Origin of the sequence: Nocardioides sp. NPDC006273 (assembly GCF_040613495.1) — a bacterium.
In the GTDB taxonomy this organism is placed as follows: domain Bacteria; phylum Actinomycetota; class Actinomycetes; order Propionibacteriales; family Nocardioidaceae; genus Nocardioides.
The window spans coordinates 115,072-127,454 of the sequence record NZ_JBEXSD010000006.1 but is presented as its reverse complement, the minus strand read 5'-3'; the positions used below and the strand labels follow the sequence as shown (position 1 = coordinate 127,454).

Sequence of the window (12,383 nt, the reverse complement as noted above, 5' to 3'; positions counted from 1 at the left end):
CACCCGGGGCCAGTCAAGGACAGGGTCACGTCCCGTCATCCTCGGCAACAGCCCAACAGGATCAGGCTGCGTTGTCGATCCTCACAGTCAAGGACCTCGTTCGCGCGAACGGACCTGTCGGCGCGTCGAAACTCACGTCGATCTTGAGCATCCCGCGCGATCATCACGACACCGCTGGCGAGAGGGCCGAGGAGGAATGGAAGAAGAGGAGTCGTCCTCGGTAAGGACCGCGATACCTTCACGGACGAACGGTTGCTCGCAACTGCCGTAGCGTCGTCGGCAGCGAGAGGAGTTGGTCACTGTGGCCATGCAAACCTCCACGGTGAGACCGTACGCCGAGTCGGACTGCGCGCAGCTCGTCGAACTGCTGAGACAGAGGGAGCCGATCCCAGGCCACGATCGCACTTGAGACGTGGTTGCTCGACTGCACGAGGCCCGGCGCCTTTGTCGGATTCAGCAGCACCTTGGTGTTGGCTCTGTCAGCGGCCGCGTCCATGCGGGCCATCAAGCGAGCCGTGCACCGCGAGATGAGATCCAGTCGATTCTTCCTGGCTGTCTGGAGGCCGAGGCGGTGGCCGTCCAACTCGTCGGGCGAAGCGTCCAGCACACGGTCGAGCTCGAGCACTGCGATCGCGTCCTGCAGACCGAAGCACCGCGCAAGTACGGCAAGCCATTCCTGCGCCTTGGCCTCGGCATCCTTCGCGGTCTCCGCAAGATCGCTGACCTTGGACTTCTTCTCCATCTTCTCGGCAAGCGCATCGAGCTGGCGCAACGCGTACGCCTGGGTCTCAGCGATCGTCGCCGGCATGGCTTGCACCTTGGACCAGGTGACTTCGTCGACACGGCCGCGCTTGTCTCGGATGGTCATCGCTTCTTCGATGACGAAGCCCGCGCCGATCATGCTGGCAAGCACGCTGTCCTTCTGTGCACGGAGCACGTCGTCGACCTTTTCGTCGATCGTGGCGAGGTAATCGGTGTTCTCGTCCATGGTCTGTTGCATCGCGACCTGCGCCATGATCCCGGCCGCGCCCGCGAGGAGCGCAGGGTTGGCCAGAAAGATCCAGGTTTCGTCGCGAACTCGACGAAACCCTTGATCTGACCCTTGTCTCCCCTCAGCACGCCGGTGCTGAGGCCGCTCTGCGAACTTGTCCTCAAGCCGAACTTGTCGATTGCGTTCGCGGACTCCTTGGTCAACTTCACCCAGCGCCCCGAGTTGGAGGTGATCTCCGAACCCGCCTGGGCTGTTGCTGCGCATACGTTTAGGGCTGACCCGAGCCGTTCTAACCCCAGATCGGTCGAAGTCAGTCCTTCGGAGACCAGGAACCGTTCGACCGCGGCCGGATCCCCGATGATCGCTAGGCCGTCGCCGTCACTGATGAGCTGAATCTCATTTTCCATGATGGTCCTGAGGTCTTGGACGGGGAATGGCTTGCGGTCGGATGGGTTGCTAGCGGTCCGTCACGTCGAACCAAATGCATCCCGAACCGCCGCGAGCTCGCAGGAATCTGATCGTAGGTCAGATCGCGCTCGGTGAACTCCCAATGCCAGCTTTCACTGTCGGCGCACCTGACTGGTCACGGGCAACGAAGTTGGCCGTTGGTGGGGCAGCCGTCCGACTGTGCCGCTGAGCTGTCCCGAATCCGGGGTAGTTCGTCAGTTCTTGTTGTATCCGTGGACGCGAGTCAGAAGCGCTTCCTTGTAGTGCGACTCGGCGGCATCGACTTCCGCCCTCGGCGCGGTCGGGTCGAAGACCCGCAGGATCGAGAAGACAAAGTCCTGAGGATGGGTGGCGTCTGCGGCGGCCATCTCCTTGAGCAAGACGTTCCCGCCGTGCCCGTCGCGCGCGTAGGCCGTCCAGCGGCCGAGGAACCGCTCGCTGCCGTCGGCCTTCCCGACGTACAGTTTGCCGGTCTTCTGATCTGCGATCAGATAGATCCCCTGTACGGCGGCCAACGCTGTGCGCCAACTGGCGTAGCGGGAGTCGTTGATGAGGGTCTGAAGCGTCGGGTAGTCGATGACGAACCGGTCGTATCCAGGAAACGGAACGACCTCCGGGTCGGCGATCTCTACAACTCGCATCGCGTCGGCGCTCTTACCGGACTTCGCCCAGTTGATCGTGTCCGACGTCCATTCGATGACCAGCCGATCTCGCAGACTGGCCAGCAAATCGGATTGTCGAAGATCGAACCAGCGATGCTCCTGTGCCCGCTTCCACGGGATGTGTTCTGGGGCGTCGACCAGGCCGTGGTTCTCGTAGGCGGTGACGAATCGTGACCTGCGGCCACCATCGGCGATGAACGTCAGCCAGAGCGGTGGTGGGTTCGCAGGGATCTTGCCCGTGCGATTCTGCTCGCGCGTGTAGGTGAGCACATTGTTGAGCTTCATGTCGGCCGGACCACGAAGACCGTCCTGTTTGTACGTGTGGCGCACCAACAACAGAGCTGTGTTGTCCGCGACGCCAGCCGCGGTCAGAAGATGGTCCAGCGTCAGGTCAAAGTGCTGGGACTGCTCTGGATTCGTCACGAAGGCAATCTAGCTACACGCGGGCCATCTCAGCGACGCTCGGCGTCCCGTAGCCCACTTACGTAACGTTCACATCGCTCAACGCGCCGTCTACGGAGTGACTGACCGCCTCGACAGGTGCCACCGGTGCATCGGGGGACCAGGCCGTCGTGAGATGACCCACGACGCCGTCGTCGCCATTCGAGCCGATGACCTCAGTGGCGGCGGCGATGACTTCCGATGCGGCGTTGGCTACGGCGTACGCCTCATCGGCTGCCCCGAACATGGGCAGGTCGTTGAGGTTGTCGCCGTAGGCGATGACCTGGTCGACGCCTAGGTAGTCGCGCAGCCAGGCGACGGCGTGGGCCTTGGTCGCCCGCGCGGTGCTGAGCTCCAGGTAGGTGTCCTGCGGGTGGTGCGTGTCGATCTGCGCGATGAGCGAGAGCCTGCTGTCGGTGGCCGCCGCGATGTCGGCGGTCAGGGCGGCGATCGCTGGTGCCGCGCCGATGATGGTGGCGTAGAAGACGCCGGCGCGGGGGAGACGGGCCCAGTCGGTGGCCGGCTGGAACCGCCGGTCCCCGACCCTGTCCGCGAGGAAGCGGCACATCCCCTCGGACTCCTCGCCCTCGACCCACGTCGCCCGCTCGGCCGTCGGCGTACCGTTGTAGACGATCGGCGGAACCCGGTGCTTCTCGCAGAGCCGGATGACGGTGTCCAGGTCGTCGTCCGGAATGCGCTCCTCGTTGAGGATCGCGCCGGTGTGCGGGTCGAGCTGGAAGGCGCCACCGGAGACGGTGACCGGGATCCGCAGGTCGAGCCCGTCGGTGACGCGGGCCGCGGAGACGTACGAGCGGGCGGTCGCGTACGTGAACAGCAAACCGTCGGCGACGAGGTCGTTGATGCCGTTACGGGTCGATGCCGAGAGCGCCGCGCCGGGGCCGAGGAGCGTGCCGTCGAGGTCGCTGAGGATCAAGGTGTTCATCGGCCCGTTCTCGTTGGTCCTGAAGGTGTCGCCGATCAAGGCTGTGCGCGACAAGCGTGGCCGTCAGGGCCTAGAAACACGAACCTCGGTCCATGCTTCTACGTGCGTTCGGGCCGTCGATCTCTTCCTTGGAGAAAGATGCAGTCGAGTCGCATCACGAGAACGCCCTCATGGCGCACGGGTTCGGACTGAACCGGAACTGACTGTACCGATCAGGTCGAAGGGTCGTACCTCAAACCAAGTAATGCCCGAACGGGCTCCTCAAGTGATCGTGAACCGGGGTGACGATGGGTCGATGGATGCATCGCGGCAGACGGCAGATGACGTCGCTGAGCGCCTTTTCGGCTCGCTGCTCGGCACTGTAGAGATCGTCTCGGTCTTCATCGGGGACCGGCTTGGCTGGTATCGCTCCCTGGCGGGCGAGGGGCCGGCGAGTGCGGTCGAGCTGGCGGGGCGTACGGGGACACAGGTGCGGTACGCGCGCGAGTGGCTCGAGCAGCAGGCGGTGGTGGGGCTGTTGGTGGTCGACACCGACGGCGGTCCCGACGATCGGCGGTTCACCATCCCGGCCAGCACGGCGGAGGTGATGACCGACCCGACCAGCCTGGCCTATCTGGTGCCCATCGCGCGGATGTTCGGGGCGGTCGGGCCGGCGCTGCCTCGGCTGCTCGAGGCGTACCGGAACGGTGGCGGGGTCAGCTGGGACGACCTCGGCGATGACGCTCGGCAGGCCCAGGCCGACGGCAATCGTCCGTGGTACGAGAAGCAGCTCGGTCCGGCGCTGGCCGGCGTGCCCATCGTCCACGACAGACTCGCCGATCCGGGCTGTCGGATCCTCGACGTTGGCAGCGGCGGAGGATGGTCGAGCATCGCCCTGGCGCGCGCCTACCCCGAGGCCACCGTGCTCGGCATCGACATCGACCAGCCCTCGGTCGACATGGCCGTGGCGAACGCCCGTGAGGCAGGGGTCGAGGACCGGGTGCGGTTCGTGTGCCAGGACGCAGCCACCCTCGAGGAGGGGACGGTCGACGTGGCCTTCGCCTTCGAGTGCGTGCACGACATGCCTCGGCCGGTCGAGGTGCTCAGCGCGGTCCGGAGGACGCTCGCGCCCGGAGGATCGCTGGTGGTGATGGACGAGGCCGTGGCGGACAGCTTCGCTCCGGACGGCGACGAGATGGAGCGGTTGATGTACGGGTTCAGCCTCTTGGTGTGTCTGCCGGATGGGCTCTCCTCGCCCCCGAGTGTCGGGACCGGAACGGTGATGCGCGCATCGACGCTGCAGGGCTACGGCGAGGCCGCCGGCTTCCGCGGGTTCGAGGTCCTCCCGATCGAGAATTTCGGGTTCTGGCGCTTCTACCGGCTGTTCTGATCCGTCGAAGTCGGTTCCCGCGGCGAATACCCCACGTTGATGATTCCGGCCGGTCCACGCGCTCCTACGCTGGGATGAAGGTCTAGTTGCCGGGGCGAACGCCCCCTCTCGCGGACGGGATGAACCGTTTCCGACAGCTCGTTAGAGAGGGGATTGTCATGGCTTGGCGGATCAAGGCGAAGTACTACGAGGCGTGCAACTGCGAGCTCGGCTGCGGTTGCAACCTGAGCGGCTTCCCGACGTACGGCATGTGCGAAGGGGTGGTGGCGTTCTCCGTCACCGAGGGCGAGAAGGATGGGGTCGACCTGGCCGGCGCGAAGGTGATCGCCGGGGCCAAGTGGCCGGGCGCGATCCATGAGGGCAACGGCGCACTCGTGCTGTTCATCGACGGCAACGAGGAGCAGCAGCAGGCGTTGGTGCCGATCCTCACCGCCGAGGACCCGGGTCTTCCGTGGGAGATCCTCGCCTCGACGTTCACCGACATCCACGGCCCCTTCTTCGAGTCGATCGAGATCACCGAGACCGACGGCAACCCGCGCGTACGCGTGGGCGACAAGGTCGACGTCACCTGGCAGGCGTTCAGCAACCCGGTGACCGGCGAGCGGCACGAGCCGCACATATTGCTCAAGGACGGCTTCATCTTCCAGGACGGCCTCATCGGCACCACGTCGACTCTGCGGGTCGACGCCGACGGGGTGACCATGGAGCACCCCAACAAGAACTCGTACCTGGCCGACGTCGAGTGGTCGAGCGAGAACCGGCTCGCTGCCGTGTAGGCGCTGGGTGGTTCCCCGAACATGACTGATACGCCCCGCTCGGCCTACCGGGCGCTGGAGGCACGGGCGACGCTGGTGACAGTCGGCGTCCTGCTGACGCTGGCCGCCATCGCCTGGTGGTCGACGGTCGGCTGGGCCGCCGATATGGGACACATGGCGTCGGGCCTGGGCGCGATCGGTACGGCGATGATGCCCTTCGACATGAGCGCCGCCACCTTCCTGGCGATGTGGGCGACGATGATGGTCGCGATGATGTTCCCGACGGTGGCGCCCATCGTCCTGCTGCACCGGATGGTGGCGCGGCGCCGCAGGGAGAGTGCCGTGTCCAGCATCGCCTTCGGGGCCGGTTACCTCATCGTGTGGACCGCCGCCGGGCTGGTGCCGCTGGCGGTGCTGGTCGCGTTCCGGAACGTCGCTCACGACACCGGCTGGATCGCGCCGCTCGGCGGCGCCGTGCTGGTCGTCTGCGGGGCGTACCAGTTCAGCGGGTGGAAGCAGGCCTGCCAGCGTGCGTGCCGCAGTCCGATGTCGTTCCTGATGACGCACGACTTCGGCGGCGGCATGGTCGGCGCGCTACGCACCGGCGCGGTCCACGGTGCCTTCTGCCTCGGCTGCTGCTGGGCGCTCATGGCCGTGCTGTTCGTTGTCGGGCTGATGAACCTGGTCTGGATGGCGGCCATCGCGGTGGTCTTCCTCGCCGAGAAGAACTGGCGCCACGGTGCGGCGCTCGCCAAGGTCGTCGGAACCCTGGTGATCGCGCTCGGCCTGGCCGTTCTGCTCCAGCCCACGCTGCTCGCCGCGATCAGCCTCTGAGCGCCACCAGCGGGCGTCAGCCAGTGCGGCGCCAGGAGGAGCGTCGCGACGCCGGCCGTGGTCGACCACAGGCCGATGGATGTCTCCCATCGGCCGAACCCGACGCTGCCGTCGGCGTAGGGGAAGAGCGGCAGGGCGTCGGGTAGTGGCCGGATCAGTGCACAGAACACGGTGGCGGGGACCACGACGAGCCCGACTGTCCGTCCCGGTGTCGGTTCGCCGTAGGCACGCCGACAGGTCGCGTACGCTGCCGAGGCGATCATGGCGGCGACGCCCTGGAGTGCGACTGCCCACGGGTGGCCGAAGTGGCTTTCGCGGGCCCGGAGGACGGCGACCGCCCACACGACCAGCAGGAGGAGACCCCGGTGGCCCGGGCCCCGGTGCGCCAGGTCAGGTGTCGCGGTGCGGCGTCGACCACCTCTGCGGCCGGTTCGTCGAAGCACCAGGCCGTCCCCGCGGCGAGGAGCCCGATCGTGATGCCCTCCAGCGGCCACATCGTCCACGGCCAGCGCGCTACGCGCTCCATCAGCACGAGCACCAGCACTCCGACCACGCCGACGATGACGGTCGCCTTGATGACGGCGCGGAGCTCGGGCGACAGCGTGCGCATCGCGGTGCCGACGTCGCCGTGTTCGACGGCGACCAGCAGCTCGTCCTCCGCGCTCCGGACCACGTGTGCGGTCGCGGCGATCAGATCCGCGCTCACCGGCACCGGCAGCCGCTTGCCACGGAAGTGCTGTAGCAGCTGCCTGATCGCGATGCCCCAGATCCACGAGCCGACGTCCCCCTCGCACGAAGGTCAGGTTCATCACAGCTCCGATTTCGTTGTGGGTACACCTGCTCTGTTGCTCGGCGTAGGCCGATCGGATCACCGGGAAGCTGCATCGGCCGCGGCGTACCCTGGGAGCTCTTGCATCAGCAGCTACCGACCCAGTAGGGGGACGTGTACGCACCCGGCCCCGCCGACCTCGGGGACGTCGGCCGAGCGATGCCGGAGGCGTGGGCGCAGGACACTAGGCTGTGGATGAGGTTCGAGACCGACGGTCCGGGCATGGCGAGGATCGGTCAGGGGAGTGGTGGACATGGTGGCGAGTCGTTCGGCGCGGGAGCGGAAGGCGGCTGTCGAGGCCGGGCCGCTCGCGAAGGTGAAGATCGACGTCGGCGAGGACGACCAGTTCGTCTACAAGGTGGCCTGCACGGTCTGCACGACGAAGGGCGACCGGCCGTGGTCCACCTATCGTGCCGGCGAGGACAACGGCTACATGGCTGCGATGGACCGCTGGATCTTCCACCTCAAGGAGAAGCACCCGGAAGCCGACGCGCCCTGCCTGGTCTACCTGCCGGCCGCCCAGCAGCGCCTGCACGAGCGCCGGGTCGCGGCCGAGTCACGAGGCTGACCGCCCCGTAGCTGGGTCCTTGCGCGGTCTCTACCTGGCGCCCATGGTGGGTACAGAGCTGGTTCAGCTCGGCCTGTACGACAACCACCATGAGAAGGGGCGGCATCATGTCTGCACACACCTACCGCGTCACCGAGATCGTCGGAACCTCCGAGGTCGGACTCGACGACGCCATCCGCAACGGACTCGGCCGCGCCTCCCAGACGTTGCGTCATCTGGACTGGTTCGAGGTCACCCAGATCCGTGGCCACGTCGACGAGGGCGACATCCAGCACTTCCAGGTCGGGCTCAAGGTCGGCTTCCGCATGGAGGACGACTGACGGAACCGCGTAAGTCCAAGATCTACGCCGGGTCGCGCGGCAGCACGCCCGGCCCCTCGCGGAGCTCGAAGACGAGCAACGTCTCGGTCTGCCGTACGACGCGGTGGACGGTCACGTGCTGCAGGACGAAGTCGCGCAGCGCCTCGGCGTCCTCGACGGCGACGTAGAGGTGGAAGTCGTCGGCGCCGGCGACGTGGAAGGCCTGGATGACGCCCGGGGTCCGGACCAGGTCGTCGTACAGCTTCTCGACGTGCTCCTTGCTATGACTGCCGAGCCGGACCTTGATCACTGCCTGCAGCGGGTAGCCGAGAGTGCGGGTGTCGACGTCGAGGCGGCGGCCGGTGATGACGCCGTTGTCGCGCAGCGCCCGCAGCCGGTAGGCGCAGGTCGACTCGGCGATCCCGAGACGGGTCGCGAGGGCCTTGTTGGTGAGCTCGGGGTTGTCGCCGAGCTCGCGCAGGATTCCGCGGTCGACGGCGTCGAGGGCGGCTGCAGGGGGTTGTATTTTCGCCAACTGGGACACCCTCGGTTGTCGGTCGGATTGCTCGGAAATGGCAGTATCGGGTATCTGCCGGGATCTTCAGCAATCAATATGGCCAGATCTTGGGATTCTCGCCACCATCTTGGCATGCCGCTTGCGAACTCCCAGCTCGACTCGATCGCTGTCCACGCCGGACGGGAGGACCTGGCGATGCTCGGCGTCCACGCCCTCCCGCTCGATCTCTCCTCGACCAACCCGCTCCCCGACATCGAGCGAGGCGGGGCCTCGTACGAGGCGATGGCGACCGGCGGTGAGCCGCTCGCCGACGGCGGGTTCGTCTACCAGCGGCTGTGGAACCCCACCGTCGCGCGCTTCGAGTCGGCGCTGGCGCGACTCGAGCAGGCCGAGACGGCGGTCGCGTACGCCTCGGGGATGGCCGCGATGACCGCGGCGATCATCGCGAGCACCTCCTTCAGCGGCAAGCGGCACATCGTCGCGGTCCGCCCGCTGTACGGCGGCACCGACCATCTGCTCGCCTCCGGCCTGCTCGGCGTCGAGGTGACGTTCTGCACCGAAGACGAGGTCGCCGCATCGGTCCGACCGGACACGGCGCTGGTCGTGCTGGAGACGCCGGCCAACCCGACTCTCGACCTCGTCGACATCGCCACCGTGGTGACGGCCGCTGGCGACGTGCCGGTGCTCGTCGACAACACCTTCGCCACCCCGGTGCTGCAGAACCCGCTCACGCTGGGGGCGACGATGTCGCTGCACAGCGCGACCAAGTACATCGGCGGGCACGGCGACGTGGTCGGTGGCGTGATCGCCTGCGACGAGGAGACCGCTTCGCGGCTTCGTCAGGTCCGGGCCGTCACCGGTGGCCTCCTGCACCCGCTCGGTGCCTACCTCCTGCACCGCGGCCTCTCGACCCTGCCGACCCGCGTCCGTGCCCAGCAGGCCGGCGCGATCGAGATCGCGACCTGGCTGCAGTCGCACCGGGAGGTCGAGCGCGTCTACTTCCCGGGCGAGGACGACGATCGCGGCCTGGTCGGCAAGCAGATGTACGGCCCCGGCGCCATGGTCACGATCGCGCTGCACGGCGGATACGACGCAGCCGCCCGCCTGACCTCGTCGGTCGAGCTCTTCACCCACGCCGTCTCGCTCGGCGGCGTCGACTCGCTCATCCAGCACCCCGCCGGTCTCACCCACCGCCCGGTCGCCGCCCACGCCAAGCCGTCAGCCAACCTCGTACGCCTCTCGATCGGCCTCGAGAGCCCGGAGGACCTGATGGCCGACCTCGACTCCGCCCTCTCGCCTCAGCTCACCTGAGCCGACTAATCGGTCTAGGTGACCACCGAGGCTGGATTGGTGCTGAGCACCCGCTGTGCCAGCGACGTGGTCGCCTCGATACCGAGGAAACCGACGACGCGCGAGACCCGGTCCAGGTCGAGGGGGAGGAGGCCGGGGGTGCCGGGGATGTCCGGGGTGAGCCGGAGGTCGAGGTCCTCGTGGCAGGCCATCATGCGGAGGTTGAATTCGTAGCGCTCTCGCGCGCCGGGAGCGGAGAGTGCGCGGACGACGCGTGCCGAGATGCGGCGTACGCCGGCGCCGGTGGCCCAAGTGTCGAGCACAGCCGTCACCTCACGACCCGAGTTGTCGTCGATGTCGGACCAGACCCGCTCCATGGGGCCGACCTGGTCGAGGAGGGCTGCGGCGGTCTTCTCGCCGATGCCGCTCACGCCGGGCAGGTTGTCGCTGGCGTCACCGCGGAGCGCGGCGTACTCGAGGTAGCGCGTGGCCGGCACGCCGTACATCGCATACAGCCGGGCGGGGTTGAGCAGCGGTGAGCCGTTGATGCCGCCGTTGATCAGCCGCAGGACCTGGGTGTGGTCGCTGATCAGCGCGAACGCGTCGCGGTCGGAGGTGATGACGACGCAGTTCCACCCGTTGCGGACCGCCCACGCCGCGGCGGAGGCGTTCACGTCGTCGGCCTCGAGGCCCGGGGGAGTGACGGTTGTGAGCCCGAGGGCGTCGAGCATCGCACCGGCCCGGTCGAGCTGCTCGACCAGCATCGGGTCCTTCTCGGCGCGTCCGGCCTTGTAGTCGGGGTAGGCGTCCCTGCGTACGGAGGAGGTGCGGTCGTCGAGGCCGAAGAGCACCGCGTCGGGCGCGAAGGCGTCGATCGAGTCGAGGATCTGCCGCAGCATCCCGTGCAGCGCCCAGGCGGGCCGGCCGGCACGGTCGATCATCCGGGTGTGCGCGCGGGCATGGTGGTTGCGGTGCAGGAGGGAGGGGGCGTCGACGACCAGCAGGAGACGGCGCGGCGAGCTGTTCATCGACATCGCGCCCATCGTAGGGGTGGAGGTCACCGCCGGCCGGCATCGATGCGTGCCATCACCGGGGTGGCGAGGATCCCGTGGAGGAGCACCGAGGCGACGACGGTGAAGACGACCGTCGACCACAGCCAGTCCTGGGCCAGTGACTGGTCCTCGCCGGCGGCGTACGCGAGGTAGTAGATGGACCCGATTCCGCGGACTCCGAAGAACGCCGCGGTCCAGCGTTCGGGCCGCGTGAGCCGGACCTTGCCCTTGCCCCGGGTCGGCCATGGGGCCAGCGCCACGATCCCCGCAGCCGGTCGGACCACCAGGATCAGCGCCAGTCCGATGGCGACTCCCCGCCAGTCGAGGGCATCGAGCAGACCACGGGTGAGCGCGATGCCGAGGATGAGGAGGACGAAGAGCGTCAGCAGCCGCTCGAGCCGCTCGGCCACCTCGTGCATCGCGGCGTGGTAGTCGTGGGACCGCTCCGCGGAGCGGAAGGAGATGGCGCAGACGAAGACGGAGAGGAAGCCGTAGCCACCAAGGACCTCGCCGACGCCGTACGACGCGACCAGTGCCGCGAGCGCCAGCAGAGACTCGCCCCGCTCCGCCACCCGCAGGGCCCGGTTGCTGGACCGGAACGCGACGTAGGCGAGCACCTTTCCGACCACGACCCCGGCGAGGACGCCGATCGCCACCTTCGCCACCAGGTAGAAGCCCACCCACTCCAGAGCCCAGTTCGACACGGCGCCTTCGGTCGCGAGCAGGATCGCGGCGTAGACGAAGGGGAAGGCGAGACCGTCGTTCAGACCGGCCTCCGAGGTGAGCGTGAACCGGAGCTCGTCACTCTCGTCGACCTCGTGGCCACCGGTCTGCGGGCCCGCCACCTGGACGTCGGAGGCGAGCACCGGATCGGTGGGCGCCAGCGCCGCGCCCAGCAGCAGCGCGACCGCGGGCGGCAGACCCGCGGCCCAGCCGAGGGTCGCGACCGCGGCGATGGTGAGCGGCATCCCGATCACCAGCAGCCGCCACGTCGGGGACCACTGTCGCCAGCTCGTCCAGCTGCGGACCTCGAGCGGGCGGTCGATCGCCAGACCCACACCCATCAGCGCCACGATGACGACCAGCTCGGTGGTGTGCTCGATCACGGCCCGGTTGTCCTGCGGGTCCAGCGGCAGGCCGTCGGGAAGCGGGGTCAGCCCGATCAGCATCCCGACCCCGACCAGCACCATCGGTGCTGAGATCGCCCACCGGCTGAGCAGGTCGGGGAGCACGATCGCCAGCAGCAGACTGGCGCCGGCCACCACGTAGGCAAGGTCCGCGGTCATGGCTACTCGCCCCGTTTCGTCGCGTAGGGAGGGTGCGCTCGGACGGTCTTCTGGCACCTAGGTTACGTACGAAGCAGCCGGACCGAGCCTGACCGACTCG

At 67.8% G+C, this 12,383-nt stretch carries 13 protein-coding genes; 6 read left to right on the top strand and 7 right to left on the bottom strand.

Features of this window, described 5'->3' with window-relative positions; translation table 11 throughout:
* Positions 1–238: 238 nt before the first annotated feature.
* The 3 genes from ABZZ22_RS04790 to ABZZ22_RS04780 form a co-directional block, all read right to left on the bottom strand.
* Positions 239–1,255, bottom strand: coding sequence for a hypothetical protein (locus ABZZ22_RS04790; RefSeq protein WP_354927343.1), 1,017 nt, complete (start codon positions 1,253–1,255; stop codon positions 239–241).
* Between the two features lie 398 nt (positions 1,256–1,653).
* Positions 1,654–2,523: a GIY-YIG nuclease family protein gene (locus ABZZ22_RS04785; RefSeq protein ID WP_354927341.1), complete on the bottom strand. Its 870-nt coding sequence runs from the start codon at positions 2,521–2,523 to the stop codon at positions 1,654–1,656.
* 58 nt (positions 2,524–2,581) lie between these two features.
* On the bottom strand, positions 2,582–3,484 hold the full coding sequence (locus ABZZ22_RS04780) for an HAD-IIB family hydrolase (RefSeq protein ID WP_354927339.1): 903 nt from the start codon (positions 3,482–3,484) through the stop codon (positions 2,582–2,584).
* A gap of 295 nt (positions 3,485–3,779) precedes the next feature.
* Here ABZZ22_RS04780 and ABZZ22_RS04775 point away from each other — a divergent pair, with 295 nt between their 5' ends.
* From ABZZ22_RS04775 to ABZZ22_RS04765, 3 genes are all read left to right on the top strand, one after another.
* Positions 3,780–4,853 (top strand): methyltransferase domain-containing protein, encoded by a 1,074-nt coding sequence (locus ABZZ22_RS04775; protein ID WP_354927337.1) that lies wholly within the window; start codon positions 3,780–3,782, stop codon positions 4,851–4,853.
* 158 nt (positions 4,854–5,011) lie between these two features.
* The gene (locus ABZZ22_RS04770; RefSeq protein ID WP_354927335.1) at positions 5,012–5,629 is read left to right on the top strand and encodes a DUF1326 domain-containing protein; all 618 of its coding nucleotides are present in this window, start codon (positions 5,012–5,014) and stop codon (positions 5,627–5,629) included.
* A gap of 21 nt (positions 5,630–5,650) precedes the next feature.
* The gene (locus tag ABZZ22_RS04765) at positions 5,651–6,442 is read left to right on the top strand and encodes a DUF2182 domain-containing protein (protein ID WP_354927333.1); all 792 of its coding nucleotides are present in this window, start codon (positions 5,651–5,653) and stop codon (positions 6,440–6,442) included.
* A gap of 259 nt (positions 6,443–6,701) precedes the next feature.
* Here ABZZ22_RS04765 and ABZZ22_RS04760 read toward each other — a convergent pair whose 3' ends face one another.
* Positions 6,702–7,148, bottom strand: a complete 447-nt coding sequence (locus ABZZ22_RS04760) for a hypothetical protein (protein WP_354927331.1) — start codon at positions 7,146–7,148, stop codon at positions 6,702–6,704.
* A 376-nt stretch (positions 7,149–7,524) separates the two neighbouring features.
* Here ABZZ22_RS04760 and ABZZ22_RS04755 point away from each other — a divergent pair, with 376 nt between their 5' ends.
* Together ABZZ22_RS04755 and ABZZ22_RS04750 are read left to right on the top strand one after the other, a co-directional pair.
* On the top strand, positions 7,525–7,839 hold the full coding sequence (locus tag ABZZ22_RS04755) for a hypothetical protein (RefSeq protein ID WP_354927329.1): 315 nt from the start codon (positions 7,525–7,527) through the stop codon (positions 7,837–7,839).
* A gap of 107 nt (positions 7,840–7,946) precedes the next feature.
* The gene (locus ABZZ22_RS04750; RefSeq protein WP_354927327.1) at positions 7,947–8,159 is read left to right on the top strand and encodes a dodecin; all 213 of its coding nucleotides are present in this window, start codon (positions 7,947–7,949) and stop codon (positions 8,157–8,159) included.
* 22 nt (positions 8,160–8,181) lie between these two features.
* On the opposite strand, the gene ABZZ22_RS04745 is transcribed toward ABZZ22_RS04750, so the two are convergent.
* A complete protein-coding gene (locus ABZZ22_RS04745) occupies positions 8,182–8,682 on the bottom strand; it encodes an Lrp/AsnC family transcriptional regulator (protein ID WP_354927325.1) in 501 nt (166 codons plus the stop codon).
* Between the two features lie 105 nt (positions 8,683–8,787).
* Between ABZZ22_RS04745 and ABZZ22_RS04740 the strand changes: the two genes are divergently transcribed.
* Positions 8,788–9,966 (top strand): aminotransferase class I/II-fold pyridoxal phosphate-dependent enzyme, encoded by a 1,179-nt coding sequence (locus ABZZ22_RS04740; RefSeq protein WP_354927323.1) that lies wholly within the window; start codon positions 8,788–8,790, stop codon positions 9,964–9,966.
* Positions 9,967–9,980: 14 nt separating this feature from the next.
* Here ABZZ22_RS04740 and ABZZ22_RS04735 read toward each other — a convergent pair whose 3' ends face one another.
* Both ABZZ22_RS04735 and ABZZ22_RS04730 read right to left on the bottom strand, forming a co-directional pair.
* Positions 9,981–10,979, bottom strand: a complete 999-nt coding sequence (locus ABZZ22_RS04735) for a 5'-3' exonuclease H3TH domain-containing protein (protein ID WP_354927321.1) — start codon at positions 10,977–10,979, stop codon at positions 9,981–9,983.
* Between the two features lie 23 nt (positions 10,980–11,002).
* Positions 11,003–12,283, bottom strand: a complete 1,281-nt coding sequence (locus ABZZ22_RS04730) for a cation:proton antiporter (protein ID WP_354927319.1) — start codon at positions 12,281–12,283, stop codon at positions 11,003–11,005.
* Positions 12,284–12,383 lie beyond the last annotated feature (100 nt).

Coding starts and splice junctions, on each gene's coding strand:
- ABZZ22_RS04790 (WP_354927343.1), bottom strand. CDS start 1,255: ATGCGCAGCAACAGCCCAGGCGGGTTCGGAGATCACCTCCAACTCGGG.
- ABZZ22_RS04780 (WP_354927339.1), bottom strand. CDS start 3,484: ATGAACACCTTGATCCTCAGCGACCTCGACGGCACGCTCCTCGGCCCC.
- ABZZ22_RS04775 (WP_354927337.1), top strand. CDS start 3,780: ATGGATGCATCGCGGCAGACGGCAGATGACGTCGCTGAGCGCCTTTTC.
- ABZZ22_RS04770 (WP_354927335.1), top strand. CDS start 5,012: ATGGCTTGGCGGATCAAGGCGAAGTACTACGAGGCGTGCAACTGCGAG.
- ABZZ22_RS04765 (WP_354927333.1), top strand. CDS start 5,651: ATGACTGATACGCCCCGCTCGGCCTACCGGGCGCTGGAGGCACGGGCG.
- ABZZ22_RS04755 (WP_354927329.1), top strand. CDS start 7,525: ATGGTGGCGAGTCGTTCGGCGCGGGAGCGGAAGGCGGCTGTCGAGGCC.
- ABZZ22_RS04750 (WP_354927327.1), top strand. CDS start 7,947: ATGTCTGCACACACCTACCGCGTCACCGAGATCGTCGGAACCTCCGAG.
- ABZZ22_RS04740 (WP_354927323.1), top strand. CDS start 8,788: ATGCCGCTTGCGAACTCCCAGCTCGACTCGATCGCTGTCCACGCCGGA.
- ABZZ22_RS04735 (WP_354927321.1), bottom strand. CDS start 10,979: ATGTCGATGAACAGCTCGCCGCGCCGTCTCCTGCTGGTCGTCGACGCC.
- ABZZ22_RS04730 (WP_354927319.1), bottom strand. CDS start 12,283: ATGACCGCGGACCTTGCCTACGTGGTGGCCGGCGCCAGTCTGCTGCTG.